The organism is Phocaeicola sp. GP0067, assembly GCF_031119655.1.
Taxonomy (GTDB): domain Bacteria; phylum Bacteroidota; class Bacteroidia; order Bacteroidales; family Bacteroidaceae; genus Phocaeicola; species Phocaeicola vulgatus.
Genome location: NZ_JAVHZY010000002.1, coordinates 279,599 through 301,463, shown reverse-complemented (window position 1 = coordinate 301,463; position 21,865 = coordinate 279,599). Strand labels below are relative to the sequence as shown.

General features: G+C 42.2%; 18 protein-coding genes and 1 pseudogene. 12 read left to right on the top strand and 7 right to left on the bottom strand.

Annotation, left to right across the window (positions count from 1 at the left end; translation table 11 throughout):
- A partial coding sequence (locus tag RE317_RS03160) for a transposase (protein WP_303266132.1) occupies positions 1-316 on the top strand: 316 nt, incomplete at its 5' end.
- Between the two features lie 36 nt (positions 317-352).
- On the opposite strand, the pseudogene RE317_RS03155 reads toward RE317_RS03160, so the two are convergent.
- Positions 353-757 (bottom strand): annotated as a pseudogene (locus RE317_RS03155) (hypothetical protein); the annotation flags it as partial.
- Positions 758-1,002: 245 nt separating this feature from the next.
- On the opposite strand from RE317_RS03155, the gene RE317_RS03150 reads away from it, so the two are divergent.
- From RE317_RS03150 to RE317_RS03120, 7 genes are all read left to right on the top strand, one after another.
- Complete coding sequence (locus tag RE317_RS03150; protein ID WP_008670480.1) at positions 1,003-2,211, top strand: site-specific integrase; 1,209 nt, start codon at positions 1,003-1,005, stop codon at positions 2,209-2,211.
- A gap of 551 nt (positions 2,212-2,762) precedes the next feature.
- A complete protein-coding gene (locus RE317_RS03145) occupies positions 2,763-4,025 on the top strand; it encodes a DUF3575 domain-containing protein (RefSeq protein ID WP_008782086.1) in 1,263 nt (420 codons plus the stop codon).
- Positions 4,022-5,026 carry a DUF5119 domain-containing protein gene (locus RE317_RS03140; protein ID WP_008670487.1) on the top strand — a complete coding sequence of 335 codons (1,005 nt, stop codon included), beginning with the start codon at positions 4,022-4,024 and terminating at the stop codon, positions 5,024-5,026. The genes RE317_RS03145 and RE317_RS03140 overlap by 4 nt, the downstream gene beginning before the upstream one ends.
- A gap of 20 nt (positions 5,027-5,046) precedes the next feature.
- Positions 5,047-6,267, top strand: a complete 1,221-nt coding sequence (locus tag RE317_RS03135) for a fimbrillin family protein (RefSeq protein WP_008670489.1) — start codon at positions 5,047-5,049, stop codon at positions 6,265-6,267.
- A gap of 111 nt (positions 6,268-6,378) precedes the next feature.
- Positions 6,379-7,347 carry a fimbrillin family protein gene (locus RE317_RS03130; RefSeq protein ID WP_008670491.1) on the top strand — a complete coding sequence of 323 codons (969 nt, stop codon included), beginning with the start codon at positions 6,379-6,381 and terminating at the stop codon, positions 7,345-7,347.
- Between the two features lie 25 nt (positions 7,348-7,372).
- On the top strand, positions 7,373-8,644 hold the full coding sequence (locus tag RE317_RS03125; RefSeq protein ID WP_008670493.1) for a FimB/Mfa2 family fimbrial subunit: 1,272 nt from the start codon (positions 7,373-7,375) through the stop codon (positions 8,642-8,644).
- A 30-nt stretch (positions 8,645-8,674) separates the two neighbouring features.
- Positions 8,675-12,004, top strand: coding sequence for a DUF4906 domain-containing protein (locus RE317_RS03120; RefSeq protein ID WP_008670495.1), 3,330 nt, complete (start codon positions 8,675-8,677; stop codon positions 12,002-12,004).
- 764 nt (positions 12,005-12,768) lie between these two features.
- Here RE317_RS03120 and RE317_RS03115 read toward each other — a convergent pair.
- Together RE317_RS03115 and RE317_RS03110 are read right to left on the bottom strand one after the other, a co-directional pair.
- On the bottom strand, positions 12,769-13,212 hold the full coding sequence (locus RE317_RS03115; protein ID WP_005847401.1) for a PH domain-containing protein: 444 nt from the start codon (positions 13,210-13,212) through the stop codon (positions 12,769-12,771).
- 168 nt (positions 13,213-13,380) lie between these two features.
- A complete protein-coding gene (locus RE317_RS03110; RefSeq protein ID WP_005847403.1) occupies positions 13,381-13,815 on the bottom strand; it encodes a hypothetical protein in 435 nt (144 codons plus the stop codon).
- A 529-nt stretch (positions 13,816-14,344) separates the two neighbouring features.
- On the opposite strand from RE317_RS03110, the gene RE317_RS03105 reads away from it, so the two are divergent.
- Positions 14,345-14,908 carry a Crp/Fnr family transcriptional regulator gene (locus RE317_RS03105; protein ID WP_005848304.1) on the top strand — a complete coding sequence of 188 codons (564 nt, stop codon included), beginning with the start codon at positions 14,345-14,347 and terminating at the stop codon, positions 14,906-14,908.
- 117 nt (positions 14,909-15,025) lie between these two features.
- The gene (locus tag RE317_RS03100) at positions 15,026-16,177 is read left to right on the top strand and encodes an acyltransferase (RefSeq protein ID WP_008670498.1); all 1,152 of its coding nucleotides are present in this window, start codon (positions 15,026-15,028) and stop codon (positions 16,175-16,177) included.
- A gap of 172 nt (positions 16,178-16,349) precedes the next feature.
- Here RE317_RS03100 and RE317_RS03095 read toward each other — a convergent pair whose 3' ends face one another.
- Both RE317_RS03095 and RE317_RS03090 read right to left on the bottom strand, forming a co-directional pair.
- Positions 16,350-16,775 carry a Fur family transcriptional regulator gene (locus RE317_RS03095; protein WP_005847410.1) on the bottom strand — a complete coding sequence of 142 codons (426 nt, stop codon included), beginning with the start codon at positions 16,773-16,775 and terminating at the stop codon, positions 16,350-16,352.
- 13 nt (positions 16,776-16,788) lie between these two features.
- Entirely contained in the window at positions 16,789-18,507 is a 1,719-nt protein-coding gene (locus tag RE317_RS03090) for a heavy metal translocating P-type ATPase (RefSeq protein WP_008670499.1), read from the bottom strand.
- Positions 18,508-18,604: 97 nt separating this feature from the next.
- On the opposite strand from RE317_RS03090, the gene RE317_RS03085 reads away from it, so the two are divergent.
- Positions 18,605-19,423, top strand: a complete 819-nt coding sequence (locus RE317_RS03085; protein ID WP_008670500.1) for an alpha/beta hydrolase family protein — start codon at positions 18,605-18,607, stop codon at positions 19,421-19,423.
- A gap of 4 nt (positions 19,424-19,427) precedes the next feature.
- Positions 19,428-20,186: an SDR family oxidoreductase gene (locus RE317_RS03080; RefSeq protein ID WP_005848295.1), complete on the top strand. Its 759-nt coding sequence runs from the start codon at positions 19,428-19,430 to the stop codon at positions 20,184-20,186.
- A gap of 95 nt (positions 20,187-20,281) precedes the next feature.
- Here the strand turns inward: RE317_RS03080 and RE317_RS03075 are convergent, their stop codons facing one another.
- Together RE317_RS03075 and RE317_RS03070 are read right to left on the bottom strand one after the other, a co-directional pair.
- The gene (locus RE317_RS03075) at positions 20,282-20,530 is read right to left on the bottom strand and encodes a cyclomaltodextrinase C-terminal domain-containing protein (protein ID WP_005848293.1); all 249 of its coding nucleotides are present in this window, start codon (positions 20,528-20,530) and stop codon (positions 20,282-20,284) included.
- Positions 20,531-20,704: 174 nt separating this feature from the next.
- Complete coding sequence (locus tag RE317_RS03070; protein ID WP_005848291.1) at positions 20,705-21,865, bottom strand: sodium ion-translocating decarboxylase subunit beta; 1,161 nt, start codon at positions 21,863-21,865, stop codon at positions 20,705-20,707.

Sequence of the window (21,865 nt, the reverse complement as noted above, 5' to 3'; positions counted from 1 at the left end):
CCCCAAGCTTCTGGAAGGATACAGCCTTAGCATGAAACTGACAGACATCTTCAACAAGAAGTCAGGTCCCGATGAAGCAAGGCTAAATCTCGCAAGATGGTACAATGAAGTGGAAAAGTTTGACTATATGGAGTTCAACAAGGTACTTGATACCTTTTCAAACCATAGTACGACCATCATAAATTATTTTGAAGAACGATTGACAAATGCTTCAGCGGAGTCGTTCAATGCTAAAATCAAAGCTTTTCGAAGCCAGTTAAGAGGGGTGGCTGATCTGAAGTTCTTCATGTTCAGACTGGCTAGGCTATACGCTTAAAAGAAAGCTTGCCAACCCGGAAAATCCGCTGACCCCATCAAACTTATACTGCCGGGTCAGTTTGGCGATACGTCCCTCGTCGTTGAGTTCGCTGTTTTCTACCAGTTTCTAGCCGTTCGGTCCGGGGGCTTCCCCCTTCCGAATCTGGATGACCGCGTTTAGTGTCTTGTCCAAAACAGCAAGTGGTACAAGGAAGAAACTGAAGCTTGTAGGATTTTGGTACTAGTTTTTGAAATTCGTGAAGAACAGTTCCAGAGGTGTGGTACGGTCCTGTTTGAGAAAACTGTTGTTGTTCTTTTTGTTTGGCGGTACGACTTCGATGCTGCCGTCCTGTTCGTTCATCTTGGAGATGACTGCGGTCTTGTTTGTTCTCTTGTCAAGAACTGCCGTTACATGCTCGTCCTGATTCAGCTCTTGTTGCTCTTGCTTTTTCTTAGTCATAAAATCAATAATTTAAGTGATACAATAATTAATCAATACAGGTAAACCTTAGCCCGTCGGTGCGAATGTAGATTATTAATTGATAAGATGTTATGATCTTATCTGTATGTGGAACGAATGGCGGGAATTGATGCAAAATGGCATATTTGCAAATACTTAATGAAGGAACTATTTTATAATGTAGAGTATTATATAGTTGTTGGCGAGAGTTTATTTCTCTACATTAAATTTAAAACTGAATGTATATGACTAGTATAACAGTAAAATTTCGTCCATCTTCTATCATCCAAAAAGAAGGGACTCTACATTATCAAATAATCCATCATCGTAAGGTACGGAAACTTCGTACCGGTTATAAACTATTCCCGAGCGAATGGAATAGCACTTTACAGCGGATAAATGTTTCAGCTGGAAAGAATGAAGAGCGAAGACTCTATCTGGCAGCATTGAAAAAGCACATCGATGTAGATTTGTTCAAAATAAAAGAATGCATCAGCCGTTTGAAACAGGAAAATAAACCTTATACAGCTGACCGTGTTGTGGGGCTTTACTTTACTCATCAAGCAAGTTGTCCTTTCCTTTTGTATGGAAAAAAACTGCTTGTTGAATTAAAAAAAATAGGAAAAGTACGTACAGCCGACACCTATCGGAACGCTTTGGGCAGTTTTGAACACTTTTTGAATAACCGCGCAGATATCCTGCTGGAAGAATTAGATTCTAATCTGATGATATCCTACGAAAGCTGGCTCAAAGGAACCGGTATTTGCCCGAATACCAGTTCCTATTATATGCGTAATCTTAGGGCTATCTATAACCGTGCAGTGGAACAAGGTCTTGTCGCTCAACAAAATCCTTTCAAGCATGTATATACCGGTATTGATAAAACAAAGAAACGTGCCGTTTCCTTGGATGTGATTAGGGAAATACGAGATTTAAATTTGGCAAAAAAATCACAGACCTTTGCTAGGGACATCTTTTTATTTAGCTTTTATACACGTGGAATGTCTTTTGTGGACATGGCATTTCTAAAAAAGAAAGATTTGCAAAATGGAATTCTTACTTACCGGAGAAATAAGACCGGTCAGCAACTATTTATCAAATGGGAAAAGCCCATGCAGGAACTCATTGATAAATACGATACCTCTGATACTCCTTACTTACTGCCGATTATTCGAAACAGTAGTGTGGATGAGTGGCATCAATACCAAAATGCAGCGCACCGTATTAACAGAAATCTGAAACAGATTGGCAAACAGATAGGTTTAAGTATTCCACTTACTACCTATGTTGCACGTCATGCATGGGCCAGTATTGCTCAAAGTAAAAATGTCTCTTTATCTGTCATCAGTGAAGCATTGGGACATGATTCGGAGCAAACTACCCGAATTTATCTTGCTTCTTTAGATACATCTGTTGTGGATAAAGCAAATAGTCTTATTTTGAAGTCTATATAGGTAGCGTGATTTATATGGTAATTATTAGAGAATGTATCAAAATAATATTAAAGTTCTTTGAATAGGATACATATCTTCATAAGAGATGTACATCTTCAGTTATGAAATCTGAAATAGAGTAACCATTGTGATTTTATCTTCATAAGAGATGTATATTTCTGCTGCAAAGATACAAAAAAATCCAAAAATCAAGGCATAATATAAACTTTTTTTATAGCCTTCTTTTATGGTTTGTTTCCAAAAATATTCAACATAGTTCATAAAATGAAAAACAATTACTCTAACAAATATCCCAAAATAATTTTAATAATCAGGCAATTACTATCTGTATAGTCGGAAGATGTACATCTCTTATGAAGAGAGGTTTATTTACCATGGAGAATTGGTGGAGTAAATATGCCTAAATCATGGAAAGATTACTTGTAAAAAGTAGAAGGTGTTTTGCAAAAATACTATTAAGCACTTTTTATAGATACTTTCCACAAAATAAACAAATGACATTTTTTTCTCCTAGAGGTGTATTGGTATTTGTTTACAAATATGGAATCAATATGAAAGCGAGAAAAATCTTACTTGTATTCCTGATACTTTATGGGGGATACGTCTCAGCACAAGAAGTACGGGATTCGGTAAAAATCTATTTCAGACAAGGGTATTCCGTATTGGAACCATCCCGTAGAAATAACAAAGAAGCGTTAGACCGGATTGCGGACAGTCTACGGACAAGCTATGCGGATTCCGTTTATCAATTGAAACGTATTCAGGTAGTAGGTGGTGCATCCCCGGAAGGCAGTATCCCTCTGAATAGACGTTTGTCAGTAAAGCGTGCCAATGTGTTGTTCAATTACCTTTCACGCTATGGAGAATTACCCGATTCTTTGAAAACTAATGTGTTCCTCGGAAGAGACTGGAATGGTCTGATCCGTCTTGTGAGTGATGATCCGGAACTGCCATACCGGAAAGAAACGCTGCATTTATTGCATGAACTGGCAGAGGATGCGGCAAATGACGATCTTTCAAAAGGTGACCATTTGCGGCGGATACAGCAGCTGCGTGGCGGAGTGCCCTATTGGTATATGTATAAAAAACATTTTCCAGAGTTGCGTGCCTCCCGGTTATACCTGTGGTATGAGAAAGTATGGAATCCTATCGCTCCCATGCCAATGCCTTCCATTGAACTGCCTGTGCCCGAGCCCGAACCGGCAGGACCTCTACCTCTCGTTCCATATATGCCTCCGCAGCCACGAAACCTGTATCTTGCTGTGAAGACAAATATGCTGTATGACGCATTGCTTGTACCGAATATCGGTGTGGAACTTTATCTAGGCAAAGCCTGGAGTGTAGGTGCCAACTGGATGTATGCCTGGTGGAAAACAGACCGGCGACACTGGTATTGGAGAACTTATGGCGGTGACATAGCCATTCGGAAATGGTTCGGTAAAGCCGCCAAGGAAAAGCCTCTTACCGGACATCATGTGGGACTTTACGGGCAGATTTTTACTTATGATTTTGAAACAGGGGGAAAAGGCTATATGGGTGGAAAACCCGGAGGAACACTTTGGGACAAAATGAACTATTCCACAGGTGTGGAATACGGCTACTCGCTGCCGGTGGCATACAGACTGAACATTGACTTCACTATCGCTGTCGGGTATTGGGGAGGGACCTATTACGAATATACTCCGGTAGACAACTGTTACGTATGGCAGGCTACCAAGGAACGGCACTGGTTCGGTCCTACTAAGGCGGAAATATCGCTGGTATGGCTGATTGGCAGGGGAAACTTCAATAAAGGGAAAGGAGGCGGACGATGAAAACCGGAATACGAATGACTGTTTACGCACTGCTGGCCATGATTCTTTTTTCATGCGAGCACAAGGAACTCTGTTTCCATCATCCGCATGTGGTTACGGTCAGAGTGGATTTTGACTGGAAAAACGCCCCGCAAGCCAACCCGGAAGGAATGTGTGTGTTTTTTTATCCTGAAGAGGGTGGGGCCCCTATCCGGTTCGATTTTGCAGGAAAAGACGGAGGGCCGGTAGAGATTAAAGTGGGAAGGTACAGGATACTCTGTTACAATAATGATACGGAGTCTTTACTGTTCAGAGGAATGGAAGGATTTGACACCCATGAGGGATATACACGGGATGGCAATGTATTTGAGAGCATTTATGGGAACGGTGCCCATTATGCGCCTCCGTCCAAAGGTTCGGAAGACGAGCGTGTCGTTATCTGCCCTGACATGATGTGGGGAAGTAACGCCCGAAATGTGGAAATCACTGAAGCAGGGATAAGTTACGAATGCGTTCCCTTCACAGACAAGGACAAGGTCGAATGGATAGAAAGTAGCGAGCATGTCATCACGCTTTATCCTGCCGAACTGATATGTACCTACACCTATGAGGTCCGTAATGTTAAGAACATGGAGTATATGACGCAGGCCTGCGGATCATTGTCGAGCATGGCTCCCTCCATGCTGTTTGCCAACGAGGAACTGGACAGGGAGTGTGTCACAGTTCCCTTCGAGACGGAACTTCACCCCGAGAGTTCGAAAATGACCGGTAAGTTCTATACGTTTGGTCATCACGAAGAGAATGCCCGTCCGCACAAAATGATGTTTTATGTATGGTATTCCAATAAGGAGAAATTCTATACAACTTTTGATGTGACCGACCAGGTACATAAAGCTCCGGATAGAAAACATGTACACATCATCATTGACAATGCGGACTTTCCGGAACCGCTTCCGGACGAGGGCGGATTTGATGTGGAGGTTGATGATTGGGTGGAAGTCGAAAACGATATCATTATGTAGTTTTTATATTTTTTAATGTTATGCAGACGAAATCAATTCTGATGGCACTATCGGCCATGGCATTGGTAACGGCATGTACCAATGACGAAACGATAGAAATGAACCGAGGTGAAGGTATCAGCTTGAGTGCAGTAGCAGGAAAAGCTACCCGTGCAGGAAGTGAGGCTACCACGACAAATAGTATTGATAACTTCCATGTGTACGCCTTTACACAAGGATTGGAGTATATGAATCACGATGTGACGAGAACCGACGACACATGGACATACGGTGATACCAAATTCTGGCCGGAAACAGATGTGGACTTCTATTCGTATAGTCCGATGGATACGCAGAATGGTAGTGTTAGCATCGAGGTCAAAGGCGACAAGAAAATTGTAGACTATAACGTATCCGGCGATGAAGACCTGCTTTATGCCTTGAACCTGGCTGAAAAGAAAGCCGAACATGAGGGCAAACAACCGGTTACGGTCAACTTCCGCCATGCCCTGTCACAGATTGTATTCAAAATCAAAAATACCAATTCCAACCTGACAGTGTTTGTAGACGGGGTGAAAGTGGATGGAATAGAGAAACAGGGTACATTCTCCTGGCCGACTTTGAGCACTACTACCCAATGGCAGGAAACTGAAAAAGACACGGAAACTGACGACTCATGGGGAACATGGGATATCGCATATAACAAAGAGAACGCAAAGCAGAACGGCTATCCCGCTGAGATTACTCCGATTATGGAACCAGGCTTTACAGGTTCCAAAGATGCATCTGTGCGGGACTTGACTGTTAAAACAGACAATGGCTATAAGGGACTGCTCCTTTTGCCGCAGACATTGAATCCCTGGATTACGAAGACCGGTGGAACAGATGAAAATCCGGAGTACAAAATCACGGGGACAGCACGTGTGCTTGTTAAATGCAAGCTGGTAGATACGGCATCTGATGTACAATTGTGGCCAGACAAGGACTCACAAGAGGAAACCGCATGGGTGGGTGTCTCTCTGGTAGGAGAACCCAAGGACATAAGCGGAAAAACCGAACAAGTCTGGAAACAAGGCAAGCGTTATGTTTATACCCTTATCTTTGGTGAAGGCGGTGGCTTTAACCCTGAAAACCCCGATCCTGAAAATCCGGATCCGGAACCTGTTTTGGTTCCTATCACATTTGATGTGACAGTGGATGATTTTGTTGAATATCCTCAGGATCTCGATGCCAGCGTTCCTGATTCAAAACCCGGAAAATAAACTGAACCGCTGCAAACCTGTCTTTTTCATCCATCAGGTTGCGGAAATAAACAGGCCGGGCGGGGTTGAATGTTCCCCTCCCGGTCACTACTTATTCAAATAAAAAAATAAATGCCTATGCGACTTGATTTTAAAAAGGATTTCCTTCTTGTCACGGCCATGCTGGTCGCTGCCGGCTGTTCCGATAGCATGACGGAAGCAAACAATCCGGAACAACAGGTGCCGATTGCCTTTGGCACACAAGTTGCCACCCGCTCCGTGGTGGAAAGTGACAAGGAGGGTATGGATAATTTTACACTGTGGGGATGGGTACGGGAAAGCGACGGACCGAAACTGTTTTTCGATGCCGCTTCAGTTACTCCGTCGGGAAACTATGGCGAGAAACGTTTCTGGGCTGTAGGCAGGCCTTATGATTTTTTCGCGTTGCATCCGGAAAAAATGAAGGAGGAGGGGATTGCTGCCGAAGTTTCCTGCAACGACAAGGGCGAACTCAGGGTTACGGGTTTTGATTCTTCCGGAATGGGGAAGGATGCCGTGGATTTGATGACGGCAACAGAGACAGATGTGACTTATGAGGGTGGTGGAACGATGGCGCCTGTGCTTCTGGCATTCAAACATGAACTGGCACAGGTGAAATTAACTGTCCGTACCGGGGAGAAGCTGGCGGAAGTGTCGGACATCAGACTTTTTGGTGTGGACTATAAAGGTGACTTGCTGTGGACACCGGAAAACTCGACATGGCAAAGCCGGGTGAACTGTGCGGAAGAGGAAACTCCTTTCGTACGCAGCGGGAGTGTACGGATAGAAGCCGGAAGTAGTGCTACCGTGCTGGATGGCGTGTTGCTGTTGCCACAGCCGGTGACGGAGGATGTGGCGGTAACCTTTAAGTATGCCTATGACGGCAAACCGCTGTCGGAGGCAAAAGAAGCGATAGTATATTTGGATGTAGCTCAGACAACGGAATGGATAAAGTCGAACACTTACCATTATAAAATAACGCTACCTGCCGGTGATGCCGACATTACTGTCAAAGTGAGTGTGGGTGATTGGGACAGCAAGGATATTTCGGCAGATTGGTAATCTCATAAACAGGAAGGAGTAAGATATGAAAATCCTGAAATACTCATATATATGGATATTTGCCGCAACGTCGGGGATAATGACGGCTTGTACACCGGACGAAAAGGAAGGGATGTTTTCCGGAAAGGGAGAACCGGTGACGGTGAAATTTTCAATCGATACAAGGGTGGCAGAAACGGATGATTTCGACTCGCAGGTGAAAACGCTCAGGGTGTATGCTTTCCAGAATGGCAGCCCGGTGGGGTATTATTATGGCGGGGAGGATGTGCCGGCTCATACTTTTGAATGGAAATTGCCGAAGGGAGAAGTCTGGTTTTATGCAGTGGCCAATGAGCAGGAGGCTGGAGAACTGCTTTGCGAAAACAAGGGAGATATTTTTGTGCTGCCCGGTGAGATTGCCGGAGGCGTACATCCGGTTGAGGGGTTGGAAGTGACGCCGGATAAACTGGAGTCCTTGACTTTCAGCCGGCTGCCAGAAGCGGAATATGTGTCGGGCGGAACGGAGACAGGCAAGGATGAAACGGGAAAAATTTACTGTTCTGCCATTGTGCCGATGACCGGTAAGTGTCGCGAAACGGTTGCTAACGACCATCAGGAGATAAAGCTGGTTTTGAAACGAAGCGTGGCGAAGCTGAACCTGTACTTTGCCAAAGCGGACGTGACCGATGCCGGAAAGGGACAGCTCTATATGGGGCGCGGATTGTACCTTTATAATATACCGGAATACGGGTATCTGTTTCCAAAAGAGAAGTACGAATATACGGGAGCTTTCAATTGTCTGGAAGGAGCGGGTGACAGTTCCGATTCCCGGCATCAGAAAAACGGAAAGGTGATTCTGAGTGCGGGGTGGCCGGAAGAACCGGAGAATGCCCCTCAGGAGGGTACCGATGCGTATGAGGAGTACGAACAGAACCTGAAAGAGAAAACCCATATCAACGAGATTAATGCACTGGCACACGCGGGAAATACAGACCCGGAGCAATTTCAGTGGATGCCGGCCAAACCTGTCTATCTCTTTGCCAACCCTAATGGGATAGCCGACCTTTATCCTTCCGCCCCTGCCGGTGACAAGGAGAAAGGATATTATCTGAAAATACTGTCGCATGAACATAAAGTGGGAAGTGACGGTACGGAAGGACATGAGGCTGATATGCAATATGTGGCTTTGCCCGAAGTGGAAGCCAACATGAACCTGCGGCTGTTTTCCGTTATTTCCATGCATGGACACGTGGCTATGACAGCACATTGGATGATTGTTCCGTGGGAAACCGGAGGCGGAGATGTGGAATTTAATTAGGCAGACGAATAACAGACAAAAATATACAGCATGATGAAAAAAACAGTGAATCATATTCTGGCGGCGGGACTGTTGGCGCTCCTGTCGCTTGCATCTTGCACCGATGAGTTCATCGAAGGAAACGACTTGCAGGGAGTAGACCGTGACAAGCGGGTGGAGGTGAGGCTTCCGTTCGGTGTGGGACGTGGCATCACTACCACGATTACAACCCGTGCGGCAGGTGGAGAGATTGATTATGACTCCCAGCTTTCGGGCGTGATGGCTTTTGTATATGAAGCGAAGAGCGACAATCCGGAAGAAAATGAGTTGTTGGCCTATCATCTGTTCTCCAATCCGTCCAATAAGCCGCTGGAAGGCGCTACCGGCGGATGGATTGCCGATAATGACGACCCTACGTGCGGTGAAATCAAGTTCTATGTTCCGGTGGGCGATGTGTATATCTATCTGTTGGGCAATGCGCAAAGTTCGTTCCTTAATTTCTTTCCGGGAGTATCGGGTGGGGATGCGCTGGGCACTCAGGCGGAGTTTTTTGAAAAAGCAACCCCGAAGTGGAACGGAAACATACACAGCGTAGACGGTTATCTGCCGCTTACGGGTATGGTGAACAACAATACAGGATTATGTCATGTGAACGAACAGGGGCAAATCAGTTATACGGATGAAGAGGGAAAAACTCATACACTGTTGCCGGACGGTAAACACGATGAAGACAACTCGTTTGTGCTGAAACGCCTGATGAGCAAGATTACAATGAATATCAGGGAAGGTAAAGGAGTGAAGTTTACGGCGCGAGATTACACGGTTCGCCATATACCTCATTATGTGTCGCCCACCGCACAGGCGTGGACGGAAGAAGAGCGGGACCGTATCCTGGTGGAAGATGCCAAGCCGGTGAATTTCGGTTTACTGGATTCTCTCACTTTTACTATATACCTGCCGGAGAACATACGCAAGGTAAGACCCGGCGTGGAGATTACCGAATACAGGCAGCGGGATAAGGTGGTGAAGACTGCCGACAATAAAAATACGGAAGAGACCGCTCCCGATGATTTTCATGCTGATAATGCCGATAATCACAAAGGGCACTACAAGTTTGAGTTTGCTCCGAAAGCTTCTACTTATATTGAACTGACCGGATGGTTTGAAAATGCAGACAAGACGGTTGCTGCCGATGTCCGTTATTATATCCATTTGGGTAATTTCGGGAAAGACCTCAATCACTTCAGCGTGGAGCGCGACCATCACTATACGTATAATGTAACCATCAACGGAGTGGATGATATAGTGGTGGAAGTGGAAGATGAGAACGAAAAGACTCCGGGAGCGGAAGGAGTGGTGTTCAAGCATGAGGCTTTCGCACATATCGATGCCCATTTTGACCAGGTGGAGATGAAATTCATGCGGAAAGATATTGAGAAGGGTGTCTATCTGTATACCGACACACCTTTCGGGGTCATGGGAGTGATGTATTATCCTAAAGGTACTCCCGACGGAGGTTCGGAAGGCAAATGTGTATCCGTGAGCAGTTTCGGTATTACCAAAGAGGTGGCACAAGGCTATCTGGCGTGGCTGGAGTTTGCGAAAGAGACGAAAAAGGATAACTATTTCTATAATGGAACAAAACCGGATAAGGAAAGCCCCTATCTCCTGGAATACTATCATCCTGACAAGGTGAAAAGTGTGTTCGATGCACTCGATGGGTTTTATGCAAGCAAGGAGGATTCGGCGTACTACACCTGCTTTGTGGATGAGAACTTTTATGAAAGACATCCCGACCCGCGCATTACGGTACCGGTGCATCTGAAAGATTTTATCAACTGCAAGGACCGTATCTTCTCGCTTGCTACCGACCTCGAGTTCAGCCAAGATGGTAAGAGCGCGGTGTCGCAGTCGGTTTATACGCTGAAACAACGTTCCATTGCCTGCTTCTATGATATGAACGATGAGACTCTCAATAAATTCGGCTTGGAGTCGGTGGAAGAGCAGAAGCACATCCTGTATGAGCCAGAACCGGGCGAGAGGGAAGTTTGGGACGGCAGAAAGAATACTTGGCAAAAGCTGGATGGTCAGGTTGGAAATTGTAATATGCATGGTATGGAATGGGGGCTTAAAAAATCACCTTTCCTATCCGGTTTTATACTGAGGAAAGATGGAAGTCTGAAGGAATCCCGACCGATTAGCGGACAGGCCGACGATCCGGTTATCATGCTGATACGTAACCGTGATTTGAACGGCAACGGCTATCTGGACGAGGAAGAACTGCGCTGGTATGTACCTGCCATAGGGCAATTGGTGGGTATGTGGCTGGGAGAGCCTGCCATGGCAAAAGAAGCTGCCTTGTGGAAATCGTCTTTCGATATATATATAGGAGCAGACGGGAAAAAGATAAACAAGGATCCCGTACAGGGATATACGGCCAGTACATACGGTCCTTATTCCACAATATGGTCGGAACTGGGAGGATACATAAGTCATACGTATCTGAGGCACATGATTAGTGTGAGGAGCTTGGGAAGCGGAGTCGTGAGTGGCAGGATGGACAGGGAAGTTTCGTCTCCTTATTACAAATACGATGAAGCAAGCCGTACACTGGAAGTCTTTTTGGCGGACGAAGCCATGCGCTCGTTCAGTTACCGGGAGCTTCAACCCCATAACGAACGTGATACGCAGAACCGCTTGTACAAGAAATTCCAGCTGGCACAAGAACCCATGCTAATGGATGTGACTGCGGAATTTGAGTGCAAGGATCCGAATCACCTGAGATTTGATAAAGATACTCCCAGTAAGGTAACATGGACAGGTACGACATTGAAACTTATTGAGATAGACAATGCCAAACGAGATAAGTTTACCATAGCCCAAGACTATCACGAAGCAGGAGACGGAGTGACCCCCGCCGGAGCGTGGCGCTTGCCCAATGAACGCGAGCTGACATTGATTCAGCTGGCATTCAACTTCTTCCAGGATGAGGACAACCTGCCTTTCTCGCCCATGGTGAAGCCGGGAGACAAGGATGCCGTAGGTGATGCTTACGGCTGGTACAACCCACTCAGTCTGACATGCGATTTAAGTGATAAAAGGAAGCATAACTTTAAGCACCGGCTTTGCGCCGTGTTCCATTGCCGTACGGCGTATTCTTACAGCCGCTATTATCCCGGTAGACACGAATATACGCCTACCGGCTACATACTGAACTATTGGAAGACCGATTCGGAACTGGAGTTGCTGAAAATTCGCCGGGTAGAAATGCATATGATGCCCTACTATTCAGATGAGAGAGGCATGGTGGAGGAAGACAAGGAAGAACGGAAAAAATACGGCAGAGCCGGTGTGTTCTGTGTGCGCGATGTGAGATACTGATCCGTAGGAATAACCGGATAGTTTTCCATTTTTCCGTTTAGGCGAATCTTATTTAGGGGAACACCTAAGGATACAAACAAGCCGGCTAATTCAAATATTTTTAGAATGAATTGGCTGGCTTGTTTTTTGTTGAGCATTTCTAAAAAAAGCTGTTGGAAATGGGGTACAACTTGTAGTGGTCGTGGTATGTCAAAGCAATGGTATTTAAGCTTCAGCTCTCGCTGGAAAGTTCGGGGTATTTATACCCTCATGCCCTCACTGTATGTATAATGGATTTATTATGAATGACTTATATGATAATGGTAAAAAAAATTGCTCTCACTTATACTCTCATGCCCTCACTACGTTTTGAAGTTGATTTTCACATAATATGCTTGCTGTCAGCCATATATTCTTTTTTATAGACAGTTCCTGCCTGGTATAAAGTAGGGCGTTTTCAAGCCTTTTCCTCGTAAGAAATGCGCATGAAAGAGGAAACTTCCACGAAATGATAGCTTACGGATTCGCGGCAGCGGTAAAAAAGAACAAGACATTTTAAAAAAAGCTCTTGTTCTTTTAAAAAAAGGCGGTTATCTTTTTTAAAAAGCTCTTGATTTTTTTTTAAAACGCCCTTGTCTTTGATATGGAATTTTATTCTGGACTGAGGCATTTTACATATACATACGCATAAGCTCGTACGTAGGTATAGCCTTGTATGGATGTATGTGCAAAAGCGTGTTTATACCCGTTCTCTTTGTATTTCTTTAAATGCTTTTCACTTATTCTTATTGAATTTGTGCATTGATTTCGTTTCTGAACTTTATAGGATTGGTGATAAAGTCAAATTTGTTGGTGACCCCGCCTGTAGTAACTACAATAGAACCAAAACCGAGCATACGTCCCATGAGGCTTTGATTAATCCGTATTCCTTCGCATTTGTTTAAAACCAATTCAAGGGCATCCCGGTTTAAAATACCGGATTTTAGAATGACTTTCTTGTTTGTGACAACATATTCAGCTCCCATCTTAAGAAGAATTCTTTTTATCAATTGGAATAATCCTGACAACAATAGAAATATGCTGACATAATAGAATAATCCGGTTTGTGCGGAAGAAAAGAAGGCGCTTAATAATAGTAGTATTACCGGATATGCAAATATATACCAGTGAATATCTGCTTTGTATTTAATTTCTTCACCAGCTTGTAGATTGTTTTGGATATAGCTCATCGTTTTTGTAAATTAATAAATTGCATAATTTTATTATCAAGAGACAAATATACAAATAATCAGAATGGTGTGAAATAAATCTAGATTTATTTTAAGGCTGAAACTTAAAATAAAAACAATTCTTACTTGTTCTTATTCTTGTCAATCTCTCTCTTATTATCAAATGTTTTATTCTTGTACTTGCTGTTTCAAGAATTTGTAATCCTTATAATTTTTTCCTCTCTTTATTCGGAAAGTTAGTTTATGCCATTCATCTTTTGTTAGGGGGATATCCACGTTCATGCAAAAATAGCAGGTTTCGTAGCCAATAAGAGGAGAAATCCATATTTTTCCTATACATTCTTTCTTGCCGGAGTTGGAATAATATAAAAGACAGCGTACTCTTCTTATTTGTATGCTGTCTTCATTGCATACTTTTACCTCTATACGTTTACCTTTTCCGATGTTGTAGAATTGGGGAGCAGACATTTTTATTTTGTTTAAAATACTATCTTTATCATTTACACTGACTACGACGAACTTCTCTATATTGTTTGGCGATTGGGAGAAAGTGCTTTTTGTGGCAAACAACAATATTAAAAGTAATGTTATAATTTTTTTCATGTGATTGGACTTGTTGGTTAAAGCAGTAGCAGATTATTAATTAAGAATTTATTCTTCCGATAATAAATACTTCATACTGCAAAGTAAATGTTTTTTGTTTTAAGGGTTATAATTGTTAAAATGCAAAAATAGCCTGCATCCGCTAATCTGTCAAGGGCTGTTTTTCATAAAAAATGTTCAATTCTTTGGTATTTCTTTGGGGTTTTCTTGGTATGAAATTTCTGATAGATTATATGAAAAGTGATTTGGAGGCTATTGAAATTCTTTTAGAGTGGTGCATTAAGCGATGGGATGTTTTAAAAGTCTGGTTGGCATTTTAATGCTTTATCTTTGTAATTTGAACAAAAAGTAATAAATAAAAGAGGTATATGGACATTCTTGTATGGAGTGGTCTTGGAAACTCCGATTATTTGGAAAAATGATGTCGTTTTCCAATATATATTTGTACTTTTGGCTGAAAAGAAAAAAAAGGTATATCCCGTGTTTATATCGGGTGTGTTTATATGTATTTTAAATGGACTACGGTTTTATGACAAACATTATAGATAATATGCTCTCTTTGTGTCCGGTTTCTGAAGATACGATACAAGAACTGAAAAAATGTATGATTTTATGTCGTTTCCCTAAGAAATATCAGTTAATAAAGGAGAATACATTTTGTAAATCAGCTTATTTCATAGAAAAAGGAATGACACGTTCTTTCTGGCTTGTAAATGGAGAAGAAATAACAACCTCCTTTTCATGGGAAGGAGGTATTGTTTTCAGTATGGACGAGTTGTACTATAATAAGCCGAGCGAGGAATTTGTGGAAACGCTTGAAGATGTAGTTGTTTACAAAATATCATTAGCTGATTTAACCAGACTGTTTCAGACTAATATTGAATTGGCTAATTGGGGGAGGATTATTCATCAAAATGAGTACAGGCGTTTGCATCGTTCTCACAAAGAACGGCTGACTTTGCCAGCAAAGGAAAGATATGAGGAGTTTAAACAACAGTTTCCTCAGATATGCCAACGGGTGAAGTTAAGGTATATTGCATCTTATTTGGGTATAACACTTCCCACACTTAGTCGTCTCCGAGCTAAGAAATAATTTATGTATTGCTGATTTTTTGTCATAGGACAAATTTAAAAGCCTTTAAGTTGTGTAACTTTGCAGCATTATTAGTAACAGTTAAAAAGAATCAATTATTAAATCTATTAATTTATTATGGAAAAAATCTCTTCTGCAGCATTTACTGATACAAAGCCTCATTATGATCTTCTTGATGGATTGAGAGGAGTTGCTGCTCTTATGGTAATATGGTATCATGTATTTGAAGGTTTTGCTTTTGCTAGTGCCGGCAATATCGAAACTCTCAACCACGGGTATCTTGCTGTGGATTTCTTTTTTATTCTTTCGGGGTTTGTTATCGGTTATGCGTATGATGACCGTTGGGGGAAGAATTTCACTATGAAAGACTTTTTCAAACGCCGTTTGATCCGTCTTCATCCGATGGTAATTATGGGTGCTGTTTTGGGAGCTATTACGTTCTGTATTCAGGGTTGTGTGCAATGGGATGGAACGCATGTCGCTATTTCCATGATTATGTTGTCTTTACTTTGTACAATATTCTTTATTCCTGCCATGCCGGGTGTGGGATATGAAGTTCGTGGTAATGGTGAGATGTTTCCGTTGAACGGACCTTGCTGGTCCCTGTTTTTTGAATATATAGGTAATATTCTTTATGCGTTGTTCATTCGTCGGTTATCTAATAAAGCATTGGCTGTGCTGGTTGTGATGCTGGGTATGGCATTAGCGTCATTCGCTGTTTTCAATGTGTCTGGTTATGGGAATATGGGAGTGGGATGGACACTCGACGGAGTGAATTTTTTAGGTGGAACTTTGCGTATGCTTTTCCCATTTTCATTGGGTATGTTGATGTCGCGTAACTTCAAGCCTATGAAGGTGAATGGGGCGTTTTGGATATGTACTATTATACTGATTGCGCTGTTCTCGGTTCCTTATCTGGAAGGATTGGAGCCGATTTGCATGAATGGTATTTATGAAGCTTTTTGTGTAATTGTGGTTTTTCCTTTTCTTGTGTGGCTGGGGGCGTCGGGTACTACTACGGATAAGCAGTCTACAAAGATATGCAAGTTCTTGGGAGATATATCCTATCCGGTTTATGTAGTACATTATCCGTTGATGTATTTGTTCTACGCATGGTTGATTGAGAATAAACTTTATACATTGGGAGAAACTTGGTATGTAGCTGTGGGTGTTTTTGTTTTGAGTGTCATTTTGGCTTGCCTGTGTCTGAAACTGTATGATGAGCCTGTGAGAAAATGGCTGACTAAGAAGTTTCTTGCTCCCAAATAAAAATACTGTATTTCTTGATTGATGTTCATTAAAAGGGCGGATACTATATAAGAAAATATTACAGCTTTGAATAACAGACAATTAGATGAATGGCATCCGATCAGTAAATTCGGATGCCTGCATTGGATTATATCAACTGGGCTTTGGGGTTGATTTCCTTTTCTGGCAATAGTTATATATGCTGATGAGAGCATTCCGAACATAGACCTTTCAGGACATAATTGATACTTTGTACGGTGAATCCGGGAGGTAGTGTCACGATGGGCACGTGGATACTTTTCATACAAAACGTGCGGTGACAGTTCTCACAGTAGAAGTGAGTGTGGAGGTCGTCTACCTCACAATTGCAATCATTGCTGCAAACTGCATATTTTAACGATCCTGTACCGTCATCAATGCCATGAATCAGATGATGGGCTAAAAAAAGGGTTATGGTGCGGTAGATGGTTGATTTGTCTACCGTATCCAATTCGTTTTCCAAATCCAACAGTGAAAATGCTTCTTTGTGCTGCATCATGGTTTTTAGAATAAGCAGACGTATGGCTGTCGGTTTGATTTCCCGCTGTTCCAGTTTTTTTAAATAGATTGTTTCATTCATAGGTCAAATCATTTTATTCTTTCCATTTCTGTATTCTCATTGCATTAAAAATGGCGAGTAAAGCTACGCCTACATCTGCAAATATGGCTTCCCACATAGTGGCCATTCCGCCGGCTCCCAATAGCAATACTAACAATTTCACTCCGAATGCCATTGATATATTTTGCCATACGATGCGATGGGTCTGTTTCCCTATTTTTATAGCTTCCGCCACTTTACTGGGTTGGTCTGTTTGTATCACTACATCCGCAGTTTCTATAGCAGCGTCACATCCTAGGCCACCCATGGCAATCCCAACATCGCTGAGTGCCAGTACGGGAGTATCATTGATACCGTCTCCTACAAAAGCTACACGATTTTCAGAATTTGCTTTTAATTGTTCTAAATGTGCTACCTTACCTTCGGGTAGCAAATCGCCGAAAGCCTGTGTGACACCTATCTTTTCGGCTAAATTAGAAACAATTGTCTGTTTGTCTCCCGATAATATTTGAATATTATTAATATTTAAGTCTTTCAGTTCGCGGATGGCTTGTACAGCATCTGGTTTTGGTGTATCCGCCAATGAAAGATATCCCAAATATTTGTTTTCCATTGCACATAACACGATTGTTTCTGTCATGTCGCTGATTTCATAGGGAAAAGAGATGCCGTATTTTGATAATAACCGTGCATTTCCTACATATACTTCTTTACCGTTTGTTACGGCTTTTATTCCATATCCGGCAAATTCGGTTATTTTCAGTGACGAGTTAAGGGATATATTTTGTTCTTCTGCATATTTGACAATGGCTTTTGCGATAGGATGATTGCTGAAACTCTCTATAGAGGCGATAAGTTGAAGCAGTTCTTTTTGCGAAACACCTTCGGCTGCCGATATTGCCTGGACACTGAATACACCTTGGGTGAGTGTTCCGGTTTTATCGAATACTACGGTGTTTATTTGGGTTATGGCATCTAGATAATTACCCCCTTTGAAAAGAATCCCTTTGTGAGATGCGGCACCAATACCTCCAAAGTATCCTAATGGAATGCTGACCACTAATGCGCAAGGACATGATATGACTAGGAATACTAAAGCCCGATAGAACCAATCATCAAAAACAAAAATGAATTCAGGTTTTATCAGAGAGTATAAATAGGGGAGTATGACAACTAGTATTGCCAGTCCTGTCACTATCGGTGTATAAATTCGTGCAAAACGGCGGATAAATAATTCGGCAGGGGCTTTTCTTTCTGCTGCATCTTGTACTAAAGTGAGGATACGTGCTAACGTACTTTGATCATACGGTTTGTTTACTTTGATCCGTACCACTTTATCTGAAGCGATCATTCCTGCTAAAACTTCTTCTTGTTTATATAGAGTCCGGGGAACACTTTCTCCGGTTAGGGCGGTCGTATTAAATGAAGCGGAATCTTCCAGTAAAAATCCGTCTAGAGGTACTTTTTCTCCAACTTTTACTTCAATGGTTTCTCCTGGCTGTACTTTTTCCGGTACTGTTATTTTATATGTGTTGTTATATATTACAGTGGCTGTTTCGGGACGTACATCCAATAATGCTTTGATGTCGCTGCGTGCTTTGTGTACAGCTTTGTGTTGGAACCATTCACCTATGAGATAGAACAGAATAACGGCAATACCTTCCCAGTATTCTCCTAGATAGAATGCTCCTGATACAGCTATTCCCATTAAAGTGAATTCATTGAAAACTGATTCTAATTTTATTTTTTTCATTGTTTCTTTTTATTTATGACAACAAAGATAGCGGAAAGAAGATGCAACTAAATTGCAAATTATATTGTACCTTTACATCGGGTAATTTTTTATATACATGAAAAAACGATATTGGGCTTTTTTGATAGGAAGCTGCTGTTTGTCTGTAGGAATGCAGGCAGCTAAGGTGGATACTTTGTCGGTACATAGCGATGCAATGAATAAAGAGGTTCAGGTAATTACCATCTGTCCGGATAAAGCCATGGCAGGTGAAAAATGTCCCGTACTTTATCTGCTTCACGGATATGGGGGCAATGCGGGAACATGGCTCGGGATAAAACCGGAATTACCTCGGATAGCTGATAAGGAAGGAATCATTTTTGTTTGTCCGGACGGGAAGAACAGTTGGTATTGGGACAGCCCTTTGAACAAGGAGTACCGTTATGAAACATTCGTGTCAAAAGAATTGGTGAACTATATTGATAAGAATTTTACTACGAAAGCGGAGAGAGGGGGACGTGCTGTCACCGGGTTAAGTATGGGTGGTCATGGAAGTTTATGGTTATCCATCCGTCATAAAGATGTCTTTGGAGGAGGAGGTAGTATGAGTGGAGGTTTAGATATCCGTCCGTTTCCCAATAATTGGGAGATGAAGAAGCAATTAGGTGAAGAAGCGAGCAACAAGCAGAGATGGGACGAACATACGGTAATTAATCAGTTGGATAAGATAAAGAATGGTGATTTGGCTGTTATAATAGATTGCGGTTGTGATGATTTTTTTCTGGAAGTGAATAAGGCTGTACACGAAAAACTGTTGAAGAAGAAAATAAATCATGACTTTATCATCCGTCCGGGTGGGCATACAGGCAGGTATTGGAATAATGCCATAGACTATCAAATACTATTTTTCAGTAAGTTCTTTAATAAATCGAAATAATAAAATGGATAAGATTGTTTTTATCACAGGAGCTTCCAGCGGTATCGGTGCCGGATGCGCTCGCAAGTTTGCTTCACAGGGAGCAAGTTTGATTTTAAATGCCCGTAACGTAAATAAACTGAGTGCATTGAAAGAAGAATTAGAAAAGCAATATGGTGCGAAAATATATTTGCTTCCTTTTGACGTGCGCGACCGTAAAGCGGCAACGTCTGCTTTGGAATCATTGCCCAAGGAATGGCAATCCATTGATATATTGGTGAATAATGCTGGGTTGGTTATCGGTACGGATAAAGAACAGGAAGGCAGTCTGGATGAGTGGGATATTGTCATAGATACTAATATTAAGGCTTTGCTGGCAATGACACGCCTGATCGTACCGGGAATGGTGGAACGTAAACGAGGACATATTATTAATATTGGTTCTATTGCCGGAGATGCTGCTTATCCGGGAGGTAGTGTGTATTGTGCTACAAAGGCTGCTGTGAAAGCTTTATCGGATGGACTGCGTATAGATTTAGTTGATACTCCATTGAGAGTGACTAATATCAAACCGGGGCTGGTGGAAACAAATTTTTCAGTTGTTCGTTTCCGGGGAGATAAGGAAAAGGCGGATAATGTATATAAAGGCATTCGTCCATTGACGGGAGATGATATTGCGGAAACGGTTTATTTTGCAGCTTCCGTACCGGAATATATGCAGATTGCAGAAATGTTGGTTATGCCTACTAATCAAGCTACAGGGACAATTGTTTCACGTAAATAAAAGAGGTGGACAGAGATATAAATAAAGGCGGCCCTTTAATAAAAGCCGCCTTTATTCTTACTTTCTCATTTTACCTTCTTACCTTAAAAAAACAATTATAATTCAATAATCAATGATTGACGTGCACCGACTGTCATATTTTTGGTAAGGTCAATTTTTTTGCCACTGATAAGTTCTTTACCGCTTTTTGAATCATTTGTCATTATGCGGTAGTGGTCATTTGCCACCACTTGTTCGGCATCGGTGCTGTTTAGGACAATGAGTTCAGTTTTCCCAGAATTAGTACGTGCGTACATATATATTCCGTGTTGGGGAATATGGTACTTAACTGTTTTCTTTTCCATCTTCGTTTAATTTAGTTTGGTTTTACGGCGGCAAATTTATATGTTTTTCAGCATATCTTATATAACTAATCGTTCAAAAATCATAATAAATCATTCATTTCTTAATCTATATCAATAAAAAATCCTCTTCCACATATTAGTTGAAGAGGATTTTATTTATTGTTGTTCAATGAATTACATCAAGAACCCAAGTAAAATACCGGCAGCTACGGCAGAACCGATTACACCGGCTACGTTGGGACCCATGGCATGCATCAGCAAGTAGTTGGTAGGATCATATTCCAGACCGATAACCTGAGAGATACGTGCCGAGTCAGGAACAGCAGATACACCGGCATTGCCGATAAGCGGATTGATTTTGTTATCCTTACCTAATACCAAGTTGAATATCTTTACGAAGATAACTCCCGAAGCGGTAGCAATGATGAATGACAATGCACCCAGCGCGAAAATCAAAATCGAATCAATGGTAAGGAATTCTGAAGCTTGCGTGGAAGCACCTACTGTCAATCCTAATAAGATGGTAATGGTATCAATCAGCGGACCGCGGGCAGTTTCTGCCAAGCGACGGGTTACACCGCTTTCTTTCAATAAGTTACCAAAGAAAAGCATACCCAATAGAGGCAGACCCGACGGAACCAGAAAACAAGTAAGCAACAAACCAATGATAGGGAACATTACTTTTTCTGTATGAGAAACGACGCGTGGTGGTTTCATACGGATCAAACGTTCGTGCTTGGTAGTGAGCAGACGCATGATAGGCGGCTGGATAACCGGTACCAATGCCATGTATGAATAGGCAGATACCGCAATAGCTCCCATCAGGTTAGGCGCCAGTTTGGATGAAAGGAAGATTGCTGTCGGACCGTCCGCACCACCGATGATGCCGATAGCACCAGCCTGCATCGGATCAAAGCCCATTGCCAATGCAATCATGTATGCACCGAAAATACCAAACTGTGCGGCAGCACCAATCAACATCAGTTTAGGATTTGAAATCAATGCCGAGAAATCCGTCATTGCACCGATACCTAAAAAGATAAGTGGTGGATACCATCCGGAGGTAACTCCTTGATATAAAATATTAAGAACAGAACCTTCCTCATAGATGCCGACTTTCAGTCCGGCTTCCATGTTGAAAGGAATATTACCGATCAAGATACCGAAACCGATAGGAATGAGCAACATCGGCTCAAATTCCTTGGCCACGGCAAGGTATATGAAGAATAAACCTATCAGGATCATTACGATATGACCAACAGTAGCATTGGCAAAACCCGTATATGTCCAAAAGTCAGCTAGGTTATTCCCTAAAAAGTTGATAAATTCTCCCAT